Origin of the sequence: Streptomyces sp. NPDC050658 (genome assembly GCF_044457025.1) — a bacterium.
Taxonomy (GTDB): domain Bacteria; phylum Actinomycetota; class Actinomycetes; order Streptomycetales; family Streptomycetaceae; genus Streptomyces.
This window is the reverse complement of the sequence record NZ_JBITGM010000009.1, coordinates 65,399-86,052: the sequence shown is the minus strand read 5'-3', so window position 1 is coordinate 86,052 and position 20,654 is coordinate 65,399. Positions and strand designations below refer to the sequence as shown.

Here is a 20,654-nt window from a genome sequence, read left to right as displayed (position 1 = left end):
GTTCATTGCCGATTCCGGGACGGGTTGGTTCGCTGGGCCACATGACACACGGAGACAGGACACACAAGGACACGACACACGGAGACAGGAAGCCGGGAGACATGAAGCAGGGCGAGCCCACCGTCGACGCCGTCATCGAACAGATCGCTCCCCGGCTGCGCCGCGCCCGCGAGAAGAAGGACGTCAGCCTGTCCGCGCTGGCCCGCGCGACCGGCATCTCCACCAGCACCCTCTCCCGGCTCGAGTCCGGCCTGCGCAAGCCCAGCCTCGAACTCCTGCTGCCCATCACCGCGGCCCTCGGCGTCCACCTGGAGGAGATCGTCGCCGCGCCCCGCATCCTCGACCCGCGCGTACCGCAGCACGCCAGCAGGAAGGAGGGCCGCGTGCTGATTCCGCTGTCGCGGCAGCAAGGGGAGCCGCGCGCCTACAAGATGACGATCCCGGCCCACGACGAGGAGCCCCACCTGCGCAGCCACACGGGTCACGAATGGCTCTACGTACTGCGCGGCAGGCTGCGGGTGCGCCTCGCCGACCAGGACTTCGCCATGGGGGCGGGGGAAGCGGCCGAGTTCGACTGCCAGGTGCCGCACTGGTTCGGCGCCGCCGGGCGCGGCAGCGTCGAGCTGCTCAGCCTCTTCGGGCGGCAGGGCGAACGCATCCACGTCCGCGCCAAGGGTCACTGAGCGCCGCCTCCCGTCGCCACCGCCGCCCGCCCCGCTGTTTCGCAGGGCCGGAATCCAGCCAGCCGCCGCCGGGCCCCGACCCGACGGCCCGGCATCGAACAACAAGGGAACAGCCGGGAGTCGCCCTCGAACAAGTAGGGCAGCCTTACGTGAAGGGCCCCTCCGTATATCGAACTTGGTCCACCGGGCAGCGGACCAGTTCCGGCCAACTGTTGACGCAACCCTGACAAACGGCGCGGGCCGGTGCCACTCTTCTCCCCGATTCAACAGCTCCACCTTTGAATCCCAGCTCCACCCCAGCTCCACCCCAGCTCTGCCTTGTTCTGCGTTCTGCCTTGTTCTGCCCGGACGGCACGACCGCGCCGCCCGGTCTCCCTGGCCGCGCGACCCGCGGCCACGCAGAAGGAGTCCGTGTTGAGATCCACCTCCCACAGATCCGTGTCCCGCAGCTCCCTCTCCCGGCGCAAGGGGGCCGCCGCCGGCGCCCTGACCGCCGTCGCCGCGCTGATCGCGGTGGCCGTCCAGACGGGTCCGGCCTCGGCCGACGATCCGTGGACCGTGACCCCGGCCGCCCCGAAGATAGGCAAGGTCGACCCCGGTTCACTCCCCGCCAAGCTCTCCCCCGCCCAGCGTGCCGCGCTCCTGAAGGACGCGAACGCCACCAAGGCGGAGACCGCCGAGGACCTGGGCCTCGGCAAGAAGGAGAAGCTGGTCGTCCGTGACGTCGTCAAGGACCGCGACGGCACCACGCACACCCGCTACGAGCGCACCTACGACGGTCTGCCCGTCCTCGGCGGCGACCTGGTCGTCGACGAGACGAAGTCCGGCAAGACGGGTGTCACCAAGGCCACGAAGGCGCAGCTCAAAGGCATCGACCTGAGCGCCGACGTGAAGGCCTCGACCGCCGAGAAGCAGGCGCTCGGCGCCGCGAAGGCGGAGGGCTCGAAGAAGACCGACGCGGACCGCGAACCCCGCAAGGTCGTCTGGACGGCCAAGGGCGAGCCGACGCTCGCGTACGAGACGGTGGTCGGCGGGCTCCAGCACGACGGGACGCCCAACGAGCTGCACGTCATCACGGACGCGGCCACCGGCGAGAAGCTCTTCCAGTGGCAGGGCATCGAGAACGGCACGGGCAACACCCAGTACAGCGGTCAGGTCACCCTCGGGACGGCTCAGTCGGGGTCCAACTACACCCTGACCGACACCGGCCGCGGCAACCACAAGACGTACAACCTCAACCGCGGCACGTCCGGCACCGGCACGCTCTTCTCCGGCCCGGACGACATCTGGGGCAACGGACTGCCCTCCAACGCGGAGACGGCCGGCGCGGACGCGCACTACGGTGCCGCGCTGACGTGGGACTACTACAAGAACGTGCACGGCCGTTCCGGTATCCGGGGTGACGGTGTCGGCGCGTACTCGCGGGTCCACTACGGCAACAACTACGTCAACGCGTTCTGGTCCGACAGCTGCTTCTGCATGACGTACGGCGACGGATCGGGCAACTCCAAGCCGCTGACCTCCATCGACGTGGCGGCCCACGAGATGACGCACGGCGTCACCGCGGCGACCGGCAACATGACGTACAGCGGTGAGTCCGGCGGCCTGAACGAGGCCACCTCCGACATCTTCGCGGCGGCCGTGGAGTTCCACGCGGGCAACCCGCAGGACAAGGGCGACTATCTCGTCGGCGAGAAGATCGACATCCGCGGCGACGGCACCCCGCTGCGCTACATGGACAAGCCCTCCAAGGACGGCTCGTCCAAGGACTCCTGGTACTCGGGCATCGGCAACATCGACGTGCACTACTCGTCCGGTGTCGCCAACCACTTCTACTACCTGCTGAGCGAGGGCAGCGGCGCCAAGGTGATCAACGGCGTCTCGTACGACTCCCCGACCTCGGACGGTCTGCCTGTGACCGGAATTGGTCGTGACAAGGCGTCGCTCATCTGGTTCAAGGCGCTCACGACGAAGTTCACCACGACCACCAACTACGCCGCGGCGCGCACCGGCACCCTCGCGGTGGCCGGTGAGCTGTACGGCACCAGCAGCCCCGAGTACGCGGCGGTGGCCCACGCGTGGGCCGGCGTCAACGTCGGCTCGCGGCCCGGCGGCGGCGGTGGCACGGACTTCGAGAACACCACAGACGTCGCCATTCCGGACAACGGCGCCGCGGTGACCTCATCGGTCAACGTCACCGGACGCACCGGAAACGCGCCCAGCGCGCTGAAGGTCGGCGTCGACATCGTGCACACCTGGCGGGGCGACCTGGTCGTCGACCTGGTGGCGCCGGACGGCACCAACTACCGCCTGAAGAACGCGAGTTCCTCGGACTCCGCGGACAACATCACCGAGACGTACACGGTGGACGCCTCGTCCGAGGCGGCCAACGGCACCTGGAAGCTGAAGGTGCAGGACGTGGCCGCGCAGGACGTGGGCCGCATCAACAGCTGGAAGCTGACGTTCCCGTAAATCCCCGCACGTTCCCGTGAAATGAGAGACGGCGCCGCTCCGGGTGGATCAACTCCCCGGGGCGGCGCACCCATGTGGGGCCTGGTCCGCATTGCGTACACGGACCTTCGCTCAACGGACTATTTCTGGCCAACATTCGGCCAAGGGCCTGACATGAACCTGGCTTAACTGGCACTGTTCCCTCGCACAGCACACCAGTTCCACCCGCACCGCATCTTTCAGCCCGGATGGTGCTCCCTGCCGCCCGGGCCCCCCACAGAAGGAGCATGCGTGACCCCCCACATATCCCGGAAGCGCTCAACGCTGGCCATCGCCACCGCTGTTGCCGCCGGAGCGATGCTCGCCGCCGGTCTGACCACCGGCGCCTCCGCCAAGACCGACCAGGCCGCCGCGCCCGCCGCGTCGCCCGTCTCGCTCTCCTCCTCGGCCCGCGCCGACCTGCTGCAGGACGCGAACGCCGACAAGGCCGCCACCGCCGAGAAGATCGGCCTCGGCGCCAAGGAGAAGCTGGTCGTCCGTGACGTCGTCAAGGACCGCGACGGCACCACGCACACCCGCTACGAGCGCACCTACGACGGCCTGCCCGTCCTCGGCGGCGACCTCGTCGTGCACACCGCGAAGAGCGGCAAGGTCAAGAGCGTGACCAAGGCCGCCAAGGCCACCATCAAGGTCGCGTCCACCTCCGCGAAGATCGCGGCGAAGTCGGCTGCGGCCTCCGCCGAGTCGACCGCCGCGAAGACCGGCGACACCAAGAAGGCCGACGCGCAGTCGCCCCGCAAGGTCGTCTGGGCCGCCTCCGGCAAGCCGGTCCTGGCCCACGAGACCGTCGTCACCGGCGTCCAGAAGGACGGCACGCCCAGCAGGCTGCACGTCATCACCGACGCGGCCACGGGCAAGAAGCTGTACCAGTACCAGGAGATCGAGACCGGCGCGGGCCACGGCCAGTACAGCGGCAAGGTCGAGGTCGGCTCGAAGAAGGGCTCCAACGGCTTCGACCTGACCGACGACAGCCGCGGCGGCCACTCGACGTACGACCTGGAGCACGGCCAGAGCGGCGAGGGCAAGCTCGTCACGGACGACGACGACACGTGGGGCACCGGAAAGCCGGAGGACGCCCAGACCGCCGCCGTCGACGCCGCCTATGGCGCCCAGGTGACCTGGGACTACTACAAGGCCGTGCACGGCCGTGAGGGCATCAAGGGCGACGGCAAGGGTGCCACCTCGCGGGTCCACTACGGCAACGCGTACGTCAACGCCTTCTGGGACGACAGCTGCTTCTGCATGACGTACGGCGACGGCGAGGGCGACAAGAAGCCCCTCACGTCGATGGACGTCGCGGCGCACGAGATGACGCACGGTGTCACCGCGGCGACCGGCAACATGGAGTACAGCGGCGAGTCCGGCGGCCTGAACGAGGCCACCTCCGACATCTTCGCGGCGGCGGTCGAGTTCAAGACCAACAACCCCGAGGACGTCCCCGACTACCTCGTCGGCGAGAAGATCGACATCAACGGCGACGGCTCCCCGCTCCGCCACATGGACAAGCCCTCCAAGGACGGCAACTCCCTGGACAACTGGAGCGAGGACGCGGGCAACGTAGACGTCCACTACTCCTCGGGCATCGCCAACCACTTCTTCTACCTGCTGTCCGAGGGCAGCGGCGCGAAGGAGATCAACGGCGTCAAGTACGACTCGCCGACCGCCGACGGCTCCAAGGTCGAGGGCATCGGCCGGGACAAGGCCGAGAAGATCTGGTTCAAGGCCCTGACCACGTACTTCACGACGACGACCGACTACAAGGCGGCGCGTGAGGGCACCCTGAAGGCGGCGACCGACCTGTACGGCGCGGACTCCGCCGAGGCGAAGGGCGTGGCGGCGGCCTGGACCGGCGTCAACGTCAAGTAACCCTCTTCACCCAGGGCGGCACCCGGAGGACCTTCCTTCCTCCGGGTGCCGCCTTCTGTGTGCCTCAGCACTCGGTCGATCAGCACTCGGTCGATCAGCACTCGGTCAAGCAGCGCTCACGCCATCAGTGCTCACACAGCGAGAACTCCCGCTCGTAGAGCTGCTCGTTGTGCTCGTCGACGAAGAACTTGCGCTCCTGCATGAGCTGTTCGCGGTGGCTCTTCGCCTGCTCCAGCGTCATGGTCGAGGTGGCGGACCACGGCTGCTGCGGCGGCACGTCGGAGGTCGAGACGATCTTCTCCGAGGGGTCGACCAGGAAGAACGCGAGGATCTTGCGGTGTCCCGGCCGGGTGGGGTCCGCGAGGCGGAACGAACCGACGCGGTGCTGCAGGACGTTCGGGAACGCCAGGCAGCGGCCCGCGGGCGTCGCCGCCGAGCCCAGCTTCTGGTTCAGCGCGTCCTCGTCCTCCAGGCCGTAGACCTCACGCAGACCGTTGTCGTCGTTCTGCTCGTAGCTCGGGTCGTCGAGCGCCGCCCGGAAGCTCAGCGTGCTCTCGGTGATGTTCTCGTTGTCCCAGTAGTAGATGCCGGTCGAGACGATCCGCTCGTTCAGCATCCCCTCGACGTGCCAGGACCCGCCGGCGTACTCGGGACTGTCCGGCGTGAGATGGATCGTGGCGAGCTTGACGATGACCTGGAGACCTCGGCCGCGCAGCGCGACCCGGTCGGCGGCGTCGGGCGCATCGGGCGGGGTGAAGTCCGGTGCGTCCGGGACGACCGGGCTGCGGTTCTCCCACCAGTCGTCCTGGGCCTCTTCATAGGCGCTGACGGCTTCGTCGTACGCCTTGTCGTCGGTGTAGGCGTCCCGGTCCGGGAACTCCGGCTCCGAGTCGTACCACCCATAGGGATCGGCCTCGATCCGCAGGGGCCGCGGATGGCGCAGATCGGTGAGTACGTTCTCGAACAGCGGGCGCAGCCGCGCGAACAGGTCCGGCAGGACGGCAGCCAGTTCGCGGTGCTGCTCGGGGTGGACGTTGTTGACGTACGAACGGAAGACGGCGGCACCCTCGTCGCTGATGTCGACGTCCGTCGGCAACCACTGGAACTTCTCCGAGAATTCGTGCCGCGCATAGCGGTTCGTCGGATTCCGCCAGGCCCGCTCGGGGGCGCCGCTCACCCCGTTCACGAGGCAGAACAGCGAGGGATGGACCAGGTCCAGCACCTGGCCGTCGGATCCGGGATGCCAGTCCTTCTCCGCTTCGGGGACCTCCTCCAGGACCCGGACGGCCTCGCGCAGCCGGGACCTCAGCCCGTCGTCGACCAGGGTGTCCGACTGCCACACGCCGTCCACGGCGGACACCTCGGCGCCCGTACGCTCGTCGCGCAGGGCGGCGTAGTGCGCGAGTTCGGCGAGCACATGGCGGACCTGTGCCTCGGTGAGACCCTGGTCGACGGCTTCTCGCGTCCACTTGGCGACGATTCCGGCGTCGTTCATCTTCTCGAACCAGCCGGGCTTCGACCGGATGTGGGCGCTGCACCGCAGCATTTCCATTTCCCGCAGCGTCCGCGGTTTCGCGAACGGTATGGCGCGGTCGGTGAGAAAGGGCAGCGGGAAAGCAGAAAGGTCAGTCAATGCTCCGGTCCTCCCGGTCGATGTGCGGCGGCCGGAACGATACTGGAGCGCACTGACACTGACTCCTCAGCGCATCAGCACCCCGGCCCCCTCCCCCGTGCCCTCCGCCGGCAGGGCCACAAGACCCAGCTCCGCCCCGCTCGCGAGGAGTTGATGGGACGGCAGCACACGGACCGTGTAGCCGAAGGGCCCGGCGCGGTCCAGGGCCAGCGGCCCCTCGTACAGCCGGCTGCCCTCCGCGTCCGGCCCGCCGACCGGCTTCAGCGACACCGTCGCCGCCTCCGCGATGTGGTCCTCCGGGTCCACCCGCCCCGCGACCGCCTGCACCTCCACGTCGTCCGGCGTCAACTCCCCGAGCCGCACCCGGACCCGCAGCCCCAGCGTCGCCCCCAGTTCGGCCGTCGCGCCGAACGCCGAGGCCTCGACATGGTCGACGGCGACCCGCGGCCACGCCCCCCGCACCCGCGCCTTCCACGCCGCGAGCTCCCCCGCCACCCCCGCGTCGAGGACCCGATGGGCCCGCGCGGCGGGGACGTACAGCTGCTCCACGTAGTCCCGCACCATCCGCCCGGCGAGCACCTTCGGGCCGAGCCGGGTCAGCGTCCTGCGGACCATCTCGATCCAGCGGTCGGGCAGACCGCCGGGCCCGCGCTCGTAGAAGCGGGGTGTGATCCGCCGCTCCAGGAGGTCGTACAGGGCCGCCGCCTCCAGCTCGTCGCGCCGGTCGTCGGAGGTCGCCGAGCCGTCCGCCGTGGGAATGGCCCAGCCGAAGTCGGGCTCGAACCATTCGTCCCACCAGCCGTCCAGGACCGACAGGTTGAGGCAGCCGTTCAGCGCGGCCTTCATCCCGCTCGTCCCGCACGCCTCCAGCGGACGGAGCGGATTGTTCAGCCAGACGTCGCAGCCCGGATAGAGCTTCTGCGCCATCGCCATGCCGTAGTCGGGCAGGAACACCACGCGGTGCCGCACCCGTGGATCGTCGGTGAAGCGCACCAGCTCCTGGATGAGGCGTTTGCCGCCGTCGTCCGCCGGATGGGCCTTGCCCGCCACCACGATCTGGATCGGCCGCTCCTCGTGCATGAGCAGCTCCATCAGGCGGTCCCGGTCGCGCAGCATCAGCGTCAGCCGCTTGTACGAGGGGACGCGGCGCGCGAAGCCGATGGTCAGGACGTCCGGGTCGAGTACGTCGTCGATCCAGCCCAGTTCCGCGCTGGCCGCGCCCCGCCCGCGCCACGAGGCGTGCAGCCGCCGCCTGACCTCGGTGACCAGCTGTCCGCGCAGCTCACGGCGGAGCTCCCAGATGTCCGCGTCCTGGATGTCGGCGACCGCGTCCCACCGCTCCGAGCCGCCCACCGACAGCGCGTCCTCGGTCCGCTGGGCGCCGATCTGCCGGGCGCCGAGCCGGAACACCGCGGGGGCCACCCAGGTCGGGGCGTGCACTCCGTTGGTGACGGCGGCGATCGGGACCTCGTCGGCGTCGAAGCCCGGCCACAGGCCCGCGAACATCTCGCGGCTCACCTTGCCGTGCAGCGTGGAGACGCCGTTGGCGCACCGTCCCAGGCGCAGGCCCATCACGGCCATGTTGAAGAGATTGGGCTCGCCGCCCGGATATGTCTCCATGCCGAGGCGCAGGATCCGCTCCACGTCGATCCGGGGCAGCTCGGCGTCCGGGCCGAAGTGCCGGGCGACCAGCTCACGGTCGAAGCGGTCGATGCCGGCCGGGACGGGGGTGTGCGTGGTGAACACCGTCCCGGCCCTGACCGCCTCCAGCGCGGCGTCGAACTCCATGTCACGGGCGGCGAGTTCATGGATGCGCTCCAGGCCGAGGAAGCCCGCGTGGCCCTCGTTGGTGTGGAACACCTCGGGCTCGGCGTGTCCGGTAAGCCGGCAGTACGTCCGCACGGCGCGCACCCCGCCGATGCCGAGCAGCATCTCCTGGAGCAGCCGGTGTTCGCTGCCGCCGCCGTAGAGCCGGTCGGTCACCTCGCGGGCTCCGGAGTCGTTCTCCTCGACGTCCGAGTCGAGCATCAGGAGCGGTACGCGGCCGACGCAGGCCTGCCAGACGTGCGCGCGCAGCGAGCGGCCGCCGGGCAGGGCGATGGCGACCTGGGCGGGGCTGCCGTCGGGCTCGCGCAGCAGGGTCAGCGGCAGCTCGTTCGGGTCGAGCACCGGATAGGTCTCCTGCTGCCAGCCGTCGCGGGACAGCGACTGGCGGAAGTAGCCGTGCCGGTAGAGCAGCCCCACGCCGATGAGCGGGAGCCCCAGGTCGCTCGCCGCCTTGAGGTGGTCGCCCGCGAGGATGCCGAGCCCTCCGGAGTACTGCGGCAGGGCGGCCGTGATGCCGAACTCCGGGGAGAAGTAGGCGACGGCGTTCGGGAGTTGCCCGTCTCCTCGGGCGCGCTCCTGATACCAGCGCTCCCCGGTGACGTACTCCCGCAGGCCGTCGGCGGCCACGCCGAGCCGCCCCAAGAAGTCGTCGTCGGCGGCGAGTTCGGTGAGCCGGGCGGGCGGCACGCTGCCGAGCAGCCGCACGGGGTCGGCGCCCGACGCGGCCCACCGCTCGGGGTCGACGGCCTCGAAGAGCTGCCGGGTGGGCGCGTGCCAGGACCAGCGGAGATTGCGCGCCAACTCGGCCAGCGCGCCCAGGGGTTCGGGAAGGACGGGACGTACGGTGAATCGACGGATGGCCTTCACAGCGACTCCACCTCTACGGGGAATGCGTCACGAATCGACCTACGCGTCGACGGTAGCGGTGCCCGGCCCGCGCAACCACGGCGCACGGGCGGGCACCGCCCGGCTCTGGGTCAGCCACTGGTGTAGCGGTAGCACGGACCGTTGCCGCAGCCGCCGCTGCTCTCAGCGATCCGCCGCGCCTCGGCCCAGCATCCGCTGTAGCCTGCAACCGGCCTGGGCGCCACGGGAGTTGACAACAGCCACAGGGGGGCGGGCACATGATCGGCCAGCTGCGGGAGTCGTCGCCTCGGCGGATCGGTCCGTATGTGACGCTGGCGCGGCTCGGTGCGGGCGGCATGGGCGAGGTGTTCCTCGCCCGGCCCGGAGAGCGGGCCGACTTCGGTGTCGCGGACCTCGTCGCCGTCAAGGCCATCCGGAACGAGCTGGCGACCGACGACACCTTCCGGCGGCGCTTCCGGCGCGAGGCGCAGGTCGCGGCCTCCGTCGAAAGCCCTTACGTGGCGCGGCTGGTGGCGAGCGACGCCGAGGGCGATGTGCCGTGGCTGGCCACGGAGTACATACCGGGGCCGAACCTCTCGGAGGCCGTGCGCGGGCACGGTCCGCTGCCCGCCGGTGCGGTCGCCGCGCTCGGCGCGGGCATCGCGGAGGCGCTGACGGCGGTGCACGCGGCGGGCGCCCTGCACCGTGACCTCAAGCCCGGCAACGTCCTGCTCGGCGCGGACGGCCCCAAGCTGATCGACTTCGGTGTGGCGCGGGTGCAGGCCGCCACCACGATGACCCGCTCCGGTCTGCTCGTCGGCACCCCCGGCTTCATGTCGCCGGAGCACGTGGCGGGCGGCAGACACGTCGTGGCCGCCTCGGACGTCTTCTGTCTGGCGTCGGTGCTGGCGTACGCGGTGACGGGCGAGGACCCGTTCGGCGACGGACCGATGGCGGCCGTCCTGTACCGCGTCTCGCAGGCGGAGGCCCAACTGGGCGCGATGCCCGCCGAGTTGCGCACGCTGCTGGAGTCGTGCCTGACCAGGGAGCCGGACGGACGGCCGGGGGCGGCGGAACTCGCCGAGCGGCTCGGGCGGCTGCGGGACGCCGCCGCGCACGCCGAGTGGCCCGACGCCGTACGGGAGCGGATCGGCGAGGCACGGGGCGAGGTGGAGCGGCTGTGCGCCTCGGGGCAGCCGCTGCTGCCGGAACCGGTCACGCCGGTGTGGCCCGAGGCCGCCGCGGGGCGGCATCCGGCCACGGCACTCGACCGGCCCGCGACGGCCGCGGGCGCGGCGGGGCAGTCGGCCGGTGCGCCGGTGGGCCCAGCCCCCATCGGCGTACATCAGATGCCGACGATGCACGGGACCGCGCCGGCCGCCCCGCCACGCCCCCGCCGCCGTGTCCCCCGCGGCCTGCTCGCCACCGTCGCCCTGGCGGTGGTGGCCGGTGCGCTCGGCGGGGCGCTCGCGGTGTGGGGGCCTTGGGCGGGAGATTCCGGCGGCGGACCGGGGGCGGACGGCAAGGGGCCCGGCGGCCCGACCGACCCCGCTGCCGCCGCGAAGCTCGTCGCGCGGGCCGGGGTGGACGACCGCGGCACGCCCGACCGCTCCGGCGTCGTGGACCAGGTCGCCGCGCAGCGCCCCAAGGGCTGGAAGAAGTGGCAGGGGAAGCTCGGTCACGCGCCCATGAGCTGCGCCGCCGACACCCGCGCGATCGTCTGCCTGCTGACCAACGGCACGTACGAGGCGGTGAGCGCGAGCGACGGCCGGCAGCTGTGGACGTCCGGGAAGGTCGACCCGGAGAGCGGGCTCGACGAGGCCTACTACGGGCCGGGCGGCGACTTCTTCATGCCGGGTGACCGCCTGGACCCGCAGGTGCGCGGCGGCAAGGCGGTCATCGCCCACGACGGGGTCCTGCAAGTGCGCGATTCGGCGAAGGGCGACGTCCTGTGGGACGCGCCGCCGCCGGACGGTGCGGGCGGGTTCACGGGGCGGCCGTTCCTGGACGACGACACGCTGCTCGTCGGCATGGAGGCGCCGTACACGCAGGAGGGCGCGACCGCTTCCCTGCACGCGTACGACATGGACCGCGGACGCCCGCTGTGGGACGAGCAGTTGGGCAGGCCGCTGACCGCCCAGGTCGACACCGGCCGCTATCAGCTGCGGGCGCTGCGGGACGGTGTCGTGTACGCCGACGAGGAGGACGGGCTCGCCGCGTACGACGCCCGGAAGGGCGATGCGCTCGGGCGGTCCGACAGCGAGTGCGGGGTGGTCCTCGCGAGCGAGACGGACGTCCTGTGCACGACGTCCGACGGCGCGGCCCCCGACCGCGACGCGCCCCCGGCCCGCGTGACGGTCCGGCAGCTCGACCCGCGCACCCTGAAGGAATCCAGCGAGGCGTTCCGGTACCCGCAGCCCGAGGGCGACGAGATGGCCCCCGATCCGACGGCCGCGAACCACGCGCTCGCGGTCGCCGTGGACTACGGCAGGAGCAGCGTGATCGTCAACGACGAGGGCACGGGAGAGGTGCTGCGCTCGGCGAAGCTGCCCAAGGGGAACGTCCCGTCGTCGGACCCGCTGATTCTTGGCGGTCGCGTCGTGTACGCGGACAGCGCGGCGCTCTATACGCTGCCGCTGAACAGTGGGGACGGGGCGCCCGGGAAGCATCCCGTGCCGGGGGCGCCCGGTGACCGGGCGGAGGCGCCGCCCAATGTGAACGGCATGGTCATCTCGGAGACGCTGCGGCCGCCGTCCGTCCTGGCTCTCGGCGGGGTCGCCCATGTCATCTATGACGAGGGGAAGATCTCTTCGGTTTCGTTGCCTTAGTGCGGGTTTGTTGTGGTTGCTCGCGCCGTTCCCCGCGCCCCTTCGGGGCGCTCATCGAGTGAGGAGTCCCATTGCTGACCCCCCTCCCACCCGGCCCCGCCCGCCGCATCGGCCCCTACCGGCTGCTCGCCCGTATCGGCGCGGGCGGCATGGGGGAGGTGTTTCTCGCGCGGCGGGACGGCAGTGGGGACGGTGGGCCGCTGGTGGCGCTCAAGGCCGTGCGCGAGGAACTGGACCTGGGGCTCGACGACGCGTTCCGGGTCCGCTTCCGGCGGGAGCTGGCGGCGGCCCGCGCGGTCACGGGACCGTTCACCGCCGCGCTGCTCGACGGGGACGCGGACGCCGAACTCCCCTGGCTGGCGACGGAGTACGTGCCGGGGCCGTCCCTCGCCGACACGGTCGCGCGGTGCGGCCCGCTGCCTGTCGCGGCGGTCCGTGCGCTGGGCGCGGGCCTCGCCCGTGCGCTCGCGGCCGTGCACGGTGCGCGGGTCCTGCACCGTGACCTGAAGCCCGGCAACGTACTCCTGACCCCCGAAGGCCCCCGCCTGATCGACTTCGGCATCGCCCAGGCCTTCGAGGCGACGGCGCTGACGGCCACCGGGATGCTTGTGGGTACGCCGGGATTCCTCGCCCCGGAGCAGATCGAGGACTCCCGCGCGGTCGTGCCCGCCTCCGACGTCTTCTCGCTGGGCGCGGTGCTGTGCCATGCGGCGACGGGGCACGGGCCGTTCGACGACCCGGAGTTCGCCTCGGTCATCTTCCGCATCTCGCGGGGCGACGCGGATCTGGCCGGGGTCCCGGAGGAACTGCGCGGGATCGTCGCCGAGTGCCTGGACCTCGACCCGGACCGGCGTCCGGCGCCGGAGGCGCTGGCCGAGCGGCTCGCGGACTCCGGGAGCGGCTCCGCGGGTTTTCCCTGGCCGTCCGGCGTGCTCGCGCTGTTCGCCGAGTACCGTTCCGCCGCCGCGGAGTTCACCCCCGTACCGACGCCCGCCCCGGGCACCTTCGGCCCGGCTCCCGAGCTCGGGCGGCGGCGCCGCTGGCCGTGGGTCGTGGCCGCGGGGGTCGCGGCAGCGGCGGTGACCGTGGCGGCGGTCGTGCTGCCGGACGGGTCGTCGGAGGAGCCGAGGCAGCCCCGGCAGCCGCAGAGCAGCCCGGCGGAGCCGCCCGCCGAGGCCGCCGCGCCCTCAGTGGTCAGGACGTACGGAAACGCGGGCCGCTCCGGAGAACTCGGCAGCTCCGCGGTCGCCCCCTCCGCGCTGCCCGACGGCTGGAAGCCCTGGTCCCGCAAGAAGCCCAAGGGCGTGAACGACATGGGCAGCGGCTGTGTCCTCGCCCGGTCCCTCCTCGTCTGCCGCGACGGCTGGGGCGCGGCGACCGCCCTGGACGCCGCGACCGGCGAGGACCGCTGGAAGTCCCCCGGCTTCGAGGGCGAGCTGACCGGCATCCAGGAGAGCCCTCCCGAGAGCGACGGGCGGCGTGTCTTCGTCCCCGGCGAACTGGGCGTGATCGGCGTGGACCTGAAGGACGGCAGGGAACTGTGGCGGCGGAAGTCCCCCGCGTACGCGGGTGTGGTGTCGGTGGCGTACGCGGACGGGGTGCTGTACACCGCCGAGTTCAACACCCAGACCGCGCCCGAGCCCTATACGACCACGGTCCGGGCCCGGCGCGCCGCGACCGGCGGGCAGCTGTGGGAGACCACCGTCAACGGCAAGGCCGACGGGCTGCTCGTCCGGGGCGGCAAGGTGTACTCGGCGCTGGAGGGGAACGGCGCCGTCGCCCTGTCGACCAGGAACGGCGACGAGAAGGCGCGCGTGAACCGGCCCCGCTGCGGGGAGCTGATCGGGCACGGCGACGCGCTGCTGTGCTGGTCGCCCGATCTGGCCGGGGTGCGCGAGCTGGACCCCGCCACCCTCGCCGTCCGCCGCACGCTCGGTGCGGGCAAGGCGCCCGTCACCGCGCCCGTCGTCGGCAAGGAGGGTGTCCTGGTGATCGCCGCCGAGGACAAGTCGGCCAAGCTTCCGGACCGGCTGACCGCGTACGCGTGGAAGTCCGGCAAGGAGCTCTGGGACCTCCCTGCGGGCGGCACCCCCACCGCGCTCGCGCTCGCCGGGGACCGGCTGCTCGCCGTCACCAGCTACGAGATCCGCAGCCAGCCGCTGGGCGGCGACCCGCAGGACGCGACGCGGCGGTCCGTGCCCCTCACCGACACGAAGGAGCTGGAGGGCATCGTCCTCTCCACGCCGCTCTATCTCGGCGGTGCCGTCTTCGCGGAGTCCGACGAGGGCCGGATGGTCTCGGGGCGCGCCCTGTGACGCCTCAGCCCTCGTCCGTCGGGCCCCGGCCCGTGGCCGCCGCGATCTCCCCCGTGTCCCAGTAGAACGGCCGCACCTCGGTGATCCGCCCGTCCCGCACGGCGATCGTCTGGAGCACCGGGAACGTGAGTTCGCGCCCGGTGGCGCGGGCCCGGGCGCGGACGCGGGTGCGGACGACGACCGTGCCGCCGGTCGCGAGGAACTCCTGGTCGCCGATCTCGAAGGACTCCCAGGTCTCGGCCATGGCGACGAAGAAGCGCGCCATGCCGTCGTGGCCGCGCCAGACGCCGCCGTACGGGAGGGACTCGGCCTGGTGCATGACGACGTCCGGTGCGAAGTACGGGGCGAGCAGCGCGAAGGAGGCCTTTCCGGGGCCGCCGGCGGCGAGGTAGCGGCTCTCCGCCTCGTACATGGCGGTGAGGACGGCCACGGATTCGGACACGGGCGCCGGGTGCTGGATCTTCATGCCGCAAGCCTGACCTCCGAGAAGGCGTCGCGCTGGCGGGCTTCGGACGTCGACCTGCGGCAATTCAGGTGTCGGTGTACGGCACTTCAGGCGTATGCCTGCGACAACTCCCACCGGGCGTCCCGCACCGGCCTCGCACGATCGCACTCGACCGAAAATCGCCGCAACCCTCACACCACCCCCACGGGAGGTATGGCCGATTCCCCCCGGCCGTGTGGTCTTGTAGGGCCTCACAGCGCACGAGAGGCTGCCAAGTGGCGCCCGTGGAGGATACGGGGGACCCGGCAGATCACCGGTCCAACTCCTCGGGCCGCACGTCAAGTTGGGGAGGGAAGCCAGCGTATGACTTTGTCGCGATCAAAGCGTTTGCGGTGGGCGGGAGCCGTCACCGCCGTCACCACGGCGGCGGTGCTTTCGGCCATCACACTGCCCGCGCACGCCGCTCCCGCGCAGGACCCGCTGGGGCGAATAATCGGAGCCGGACAGCCCGGATCCGTCAGCGGCAGTTACATCGTCACACTCAAGGGAGGGACAAAGGCCCCGTCGGAGACGGGCAAGGGCATCGCCGACAAGTACGGCGCGAAAATCAGCCACACCTACGGCACGGCGCTCAACGGCTATGCGGTGAAGGCCGGTTCGAAGGAGGCCAAGCGCCTCGCGGGTGACTCCAGGGTCGCCTCCGTCGTCCAGGACAGCACGGTGTCCCTGGACCACACCCAGAAGAATCCGCCCTCCTGGGGGCTCGACCGGATCGACCAGCCGGACCTTCCGCTGGACAAGTCCTACACCTGGCCCGAATCGGCCGGGCAGGGCGTGACCGCATACGTCATCGACACCGGAATCCGCACCACCCACGCGGACTTCGGCGGCCGGGCGAGCAGCGGATGGGACTTCATCGACAACGACGCGACGGCGCAGGACGGCAACGGGCACGGCACGCACGTCGCCGCGACCGTCGCCGGCGAGAGCTACGGCGTGGCCAAGAAGGCGGACGTCGTGGGTGTGCGGGTGCTGAACGACGAGGGTTCGGGGACGACCGCGCAGGTCATCGCCGGCATCGACTGGGTCACCAAGCACGCCAAGAAGCCGGCCGTCGCCAACCTGAGCCTCGGCGGCATGGTCAACCAGCAGCTGGATGCAGCCGTCCGCAACTCCATCGCGTCCGGGGTCACTTACACGGTGGCCGCGGGCAACGACGGCCTTCCCGCGAGCCTGTTCTCACCGGCCCGCGTGAAGGAAGCGGTCACGGTCGGCGCGACCGACATCAAGGACGCCAGGGCGAGCTTCTCCAACTGGGGAGCCAGCCTGGACCTGTTCGCACCGGGCGTGGACATCACCTCGGCGTGGAACACGGGCGACGGAGCCAAGAACACCATCTCCGGTACGTCGATGGCCTCGCCGCACGTGGCGGGCGCGGCGGCGCTGTACCTCGCGGACCACGCGGCGGCCTCACCCGCAGAGGTGAGCAAGGCCCTCACCGCCCGCGCGGCCTCCGGCAAGGTGACGGGCGCGGGCCTGCTGTCCCCGAACAAGCTGCTTCAGGTGAACAACCCGTAGAAAACGCAGGACCCTTGACCGGCCCCGCCCATTGCGGCGGGGCCGGTCCCTTTTTGCGCCCGGCATGTGCCCCTGTCCGCGATTTAGCCCTCCGGGCCTTTTACTGTGCCGCCAGTCTTGTATGAGGCCTTACGCACTAGTAGTTAACAAAGCGCCGGATTGCCCACCCGAAGGGTGGGGGAAGGCTCCCCCGGTACGCAGTCTGCAGAACCCTCCACACCCCGTATCCGCCCCACCTCATGTCACGCGGACAGGAGCGGTCATGCCCTCAACTCGCCCTCCGGCGAAGACCCGTACGAAGGTGTCCCAGAACCGGGAGGACCCGGCGGCACCGCAGGATCCGGCCGCGCCACCGGGCCGCGGCCGGATCCCCGTGCTCGACGTCGCGCCGCTCGTGCACGGCGGGCGCAGGCCCGCCAAGGCCGTGGTGGGCGAGACCTTCCGGGTCAGCGCCACCGTCTTCCGGGAAGGCCACGACGCCGTCGCCGCCAATGTCGTGCTGCGCGACCCCGCGGGGCGCCCCGGCCCCTGGACCCCGATGCGCGAGCTGGCCCCCGGCACCGACCGGTGGGGGGCGGACGTCACCCCGGACGCGGCGGGGGACTGGACGTTCACCGTCGAGGCCTGGGGCGATCCCCTCAGCCAGTGGCGGCACGACGCGCAGATCAAGATACCGGCCGGCATCGACACCGAACTCGTCCTGGAGGAAGGCGCCCGGCTGCACGAACGCGCCGCCACCGGGTCCCCCGGAAGCAAGGTCCTGCACGCCGCCGCCGAGGCCCTGCGCGACACGGAACGCCCCGTCGCGGCGCGCCTCGCCGCGGCCCTCACCCCGGAGGTGGACGCCGTCCTCGCCCGGTATCCGCTGCGCGAACTCGTCACGGAGTCCGAGCCGCTGCCGCTGCGCGTGGAGCGGGAGCGGGCGCTGTTCGGGTCCTGGTACGAGTTCTTCCCCAGGTCGGAAGGTGCGGTCGTCCGCGAGGGCGAGGCCCCCGTCTCCGGGACCTTCCGCACGGCGGCCGAGCGGCTGCCCGCGATCGCCGCGATGGGCTTCGACGTCGTCTACCTGCCGCCGATCCACCCCATCGGCACCACCTTCCGCAAGGGCCCGGACAACTCCCTCTCCCCCGGCCCACACGACGTCGGCGTGCCCTGGGCGATCGGCTCCCCCGAGGGCGGCCACGACGCGGTCCACCCGGACCTGGGGACGCTCGACGACTTCGACGACTTCGTGCACAGGGCCGCCGACCTGGGACTCGAAGTCGCCCTGGACTTCGCGCTGCAGTGCTCCCCCGACCACCCGTGGGTGGACAAGCACCCCGACTGGTTCGCGCACCGCGCCGACGGCACCATCGCGTACGCCGAGAATCCGCCGAAGAAGTACCAGGACATCTACCCGCTGGCCTTCGACCGCGACATGCCGGGCCTGGTCGCCGAGACCGTACGCCTGCTGCGGTTCTGGATGGACCACGGCGTGCGTATCTTCCGCGTGGACAATCCACACACCAAACCCGTCGTCTTCTGGGACGAGGTGCTCGCCGACATCGCCCGCACCGACCCCGACGTCATCTTCCTGGCGGAGGCCTTCACCCGCCCCGCGATGCTGCGCACGCTGGCCGCGATCGGCTTCCAGCAGTCGTACACCTACTTCACCTGGCGCAACGGGAAGGGTGAACTCACCGACTATCTAAGGGAGTTGGCGAAGGAAAGCGCGCATTACCTGCGGCCCAATCTCTTCGTGAACACCCCGGACATCCTGCACGCGTATCTGCAGAACGGCGGCCGCCCCGCCTTCGAGGTGCGCGCCGTGCTCGCCGCGACCCTCTCCCCGACGTGGGGCGTCTACAGCGGATACGAACTGTGCGAAAACACCCCGCTCCGGGCGGACAGCGAGGAGTATCTGAACTCGGAGAAGTACCAACTGCGGCCGCGGGACTGGGCATCGGCCGCGGCATCCGGCGCCACCATCGCACCCCTCATCACCACGCTGAACCGCGCACGGCGAGCCAACCCCGCCCTGCGCCAACTGCGTGACCTGCACTTCCACTCCACCGACCAGGAGGCGGTGATCGCGTACTCGAAGACGGTCAGGGACACGAACGGCTCGAACACGGTTCTGGTGGTCGTCAACCTCGACCCCCACCACACCCAGGAGGCGACGGTCTCGTTGGACATGCCGGAACTCGGCCTCGACCGGCACGAGACCGTGCCGGTGCGCGACGAGCTCACCGGCGAGACCTACCACTGGGGCAGGACCAACTATGTGCGCCTGGAGCCGGGCCGCGCGCCCGCGCACATCCTCGTCCTGCGACCGTCCTCACCGCTGATCGGAGGGTCACCCACACCATGATCGTCAACGAGCCCGTCCCGGACACCTTCGAGGACACACCGGCGAAGGACCGCGACCCCGAGTGGTTCAAACGCGCCGTGTTCTACGAGGTCCTCGTCCGTTCCTTCCAGGACAGCAACGGCGACGGCATCGGCGACCTCAAGGGCATCACCGCCAAACTGGACTATCTGCAGTGGCTGGGCGTCGACTGCCTGTGGCTGCCGCCGTTCTTCAAGTCCCCGTTGCGGGACGGTGGTTACGACGTGTCGGACTACACCGCCGTACTCCCGGAGTTCGGCGATCTCGCCGACTTCGTGGAGTTCGTGGACTCCGCGCACCAGCGCGGCATGCGCGTGATCATCGACTTCGTCATGAACCACACCAGCGATCAGCACCCGTGGTTCCAGGCGTCACGGACGGACCCGGACGGGCCGTACGGCGACTACTACGTCTGGGCGGACGACGACAAGCAGTACCAGGACGCCCGCATCATCTTCGTCGACACCGAGGCGTCCAACTGGACCTTCGACCCGGTGCGCAAGCAGTACTTCTGGCACCGCTTCTTCTCCCACCAGCCGGACCTCAACTACGAGAACCCGGCCGTCCAGGAGGAGATCATCTCGGCGCTGCGGTTCTGGCTCGACCTCGGCATCGACGGATTCCGCCTGGACGCCGTGCCCTATCTCTTCGCGGAGGAGGGCACCAACTGCGAGAACCTGCCCCGCTCGCACGCCCTGCTCAAGCGGGTCCGCGCGGAGATCGACGCGCATTACCCGGACACGGTGCTGCTCGCCGAGGCCAATCAGTGGCCCGAGGACGTCGTCGACTACTTCGGCGACTTCCAGGACGGCGGCGACGAATGCCACATGGCGTTCCACTTCCCCGTCATGCCGCGCATCTTCATGGCCGTGCGCCGCGAATCGCGCTACCCCGTCTCGGAGATCCTCGCCAAGACCCCGGCCATCCCGTCCGGCTGCCAGTGGGGCATCTTCCTGCGCAACCACGACGAGTTGACGCTGGAGATGGTCACGGACGAAGAGCGCGACTACATGTACGCGGAGTACGCCAAGGACCCGCGGATGCGCGCCAACATCGGGATCCGCAGGCGCCTCGCCCCGCTGCTCGACAACGACCGCAACCAGATCGAGCTGTTCACCGCCCTGCTCCTGTCGCTCCCCGGATCGCCGATCCTCTACTACGGCGACGAGATCGGCATGGGCGACAACATCTGGCTCGGCGACCGGGACGCGGTGCGTACGCCGATGCAGTGGACGCCCGACCGCAACGCGGGCTTCTCGTCCTGCGATCCGGGCCGGCTCTACCTCCCGACGATCATGGATCCGGTCTACGGCTACCAGGTCACGAACGTCGAGGCGTCGATGTCGTCGCCGTCATCGCTGCTGCACTGGACGCGCCGGATGATCGAGATCCGCAAGCAGAACCCGGCGTTCGGACTGGGGAGTTACACGGAACTGCCGTCGTCCAACCCGGCGGTGCTCGCGTTCCTCCGTGAGGCCCCTCCATCGGCGGAAGAAGGGGACGATCTCGTGCTGTGCGTGCACAACTTCTCGCGGTTCGCACAGCCCACGGAACTCGATCTGCAGTCCTTCAACGGCCGCCACCCGGTGGAGCTGATCGGCGGGGTGCGCTTCCCGGCCATCGGTGAACTGCCGTACCTGCTGACTCTGGCGGGCCACGGCTTCTACTGGTTCCGGCTGCGCACGGACCCGGCGTAGGCTCCACCCCTGCGACACCGGCGCGGGGCGGTTTCCACCGCCCCGCCCTGGGCACTC

The 20,654-nt window shown here is 70.8% G+C and carries 11 protein-coding genes; 8 read left to right on the top strand and 3 right to left on the bottom strand.

Annotation, left to right across the window (positions count from 1 at the left end; genetic code table 11):
* Positions 1–101 precede the first annotated feature (101 nt).
* From ACIBKX_RS28405 to ACIBKX_RS28395, 3 genes are all read left to right on the top strand, one after another.
* Positions 102–683 carry an XRE family transcriptional regulator gene (locus tag ACIBKX_RS28405; protein WP_363275621.1) on the top strand — a complete coding sequence of 194 codons (582 nt, stop codon included), beginning with the start codon at positions 102–104 and terminating at the stop codon, positions 681–683.
* A 411-nt stretch (positions 684–1,094) separates the two neighbouring features.
* A complete protein-coding gene (locus ACIBKX_RS28400; RefSeq protein WP_363275620.1) occupies positions 1,095–3,155 on the top strand; it encodes a M4 family metallopeptidase in 2,061 nt (686 codons plus the stop codon).
* Positions 3,156–3,425: 270 nt separating this feature from the next.
* Positions 3,426–5,060: a M4 family metallopeptidase gene (locus ACIBKX_RS28395; RefSeq protein ID WP_363275619.1), complete on the top strand. Its 1,635-nt coding sequence runs from the start codon at positions 3,426–3,428 to the stop codon at positions 5,058–5,060.
* A gap of 124 nt (positions 5,061–5,184) precedes the next feature.
* Here the strand turns inward: ACIBKX_RS28395 and ACIBKX_RS28390 are convergent, their stop codons facing one another.
* Together ACIBKX_RS28390 and glgP are read right to left on the bottom strand one after the other, a co-directional pair.
* Positions 5,185–6,693 carry a DUF4246 domain-containing protein gene (locus ACIBKX_RS28390; RefSeq protein WP_363275617.1) on the bottom strand — a complete coding sequence of 503 codons (1,509 nt, stop codon included), beginning with the start codon at positions 6,691–6,693 and terminating at the stop codon, positions 5,185–5,187.
* A gap of 66 nt (positions 6,694–6,759) precedes the next feature.
* Positions 6,760–9,387, bottom strand: a complete 2,628-nt coding sequence (gene glgP / locus ACIBKX_RS28385) for an alpha-glucan family phosphorylase (protein WP_363275616.1) — start codon at positions 9,385–9,387, stop codon at positions 6,760–6,762.
* A gap of 257 nt (positions 9,388–9,644) precedes the next feature.
* On the opposite strand from glgP, the gene ACIBKX_RS28380 reads away from it, so the two are divergent.
* Positions 9,645–12,194, top strand: a complete 2,550-nt coding sequence (locus tag ACIBKX_RS28380; protein ID WP_363275614.1) for a protein kinase — start codon at positions 9,645–9,647, stop codon at positions 12,192–12,194.
* Between the two features lie 71 nt (positions 12,195–12,265).
* Positions 12,266–14,509 carry a protein kinase gene (locus ACIBKX_RS28375; RefSeq protein ID WP_363275613.1) on the top strand — a complete coding sequence of 748 codons (2,244 nt, stop codon included), beginning with the start codon at positions 12,266–12,268 and terminating at the stop codon, positions 14,507–14,509.
* A 4-nt stretch (positions 14,510–14,513) separates the two neighbouring features.
* On the opposite strand, the gene ACIBKX_RS28370 is transcribed toward ACIBKX_RS28375, so the two are convergent.
* Positions 14,514–14,975: a nuclear transport factor 2 family protein gene (locus ACIBKX_RS28370; protein WP_363275611.1), complete on the bottom strand. Its 462-nt coding sequence runs from the start codon at positions 14,973–14,975 to the stop codon at positions 14,514–14,516.
* A 342-nt stretch (positions 14,976–15,317) separates the two neighbouring features.
* On the opposite strand from ACIBKX_RS28370, the gene ACIBKX_RS28365 reads away from it, so the two are divergent.
* The 3 genes from ACIBKX_RS28365 to treS all read left to right on the top strand — a co-directional run bounded on the left by ACIBKX_RS28365 (position 15,318) and on the right by treS (position 20,597).
* A complete protein-coding gene (locus ACIBKX_RS28365; protein ID WP_363275609.1) occupies positions 15,318–16,532 on the top strand; it encodes a S8 family peptidase in 1,215 nt (404 codons plus the stop codon).
* A 262-nt stretch (positions 16,533–16,794) separates the two neighbouring features.
* On the top strand, positions 16,795–18,882 hold the full coding sequence (locus tag ACIBKX_RS28360) for an alpha-1,4-glucan--maltose-1-phosphate maltosyltransferase (protein WP_363275607.1): 2,088 nt from the start codon (positions 16,795–16,797) through the stop codon (positions 18,880–18,882).
* Positions 18,879–20,597, top strand: a complete 1,719-nt coding sequence (treS, locus tag ACIBKX_RS28355) for a maltose alpha-D-glucosyltransferase (RefSeq protein ID WP_363275606.1) — start codon at positions 18,879–18,881, stop codon at positions 20,595–20,597. Before ACIBKX_RS28360 ends, treS begins: the two co-directional genes overlap by 4 nt.
* Positions 20,598–20,654 lie beyond the last annotated feature (57 nt).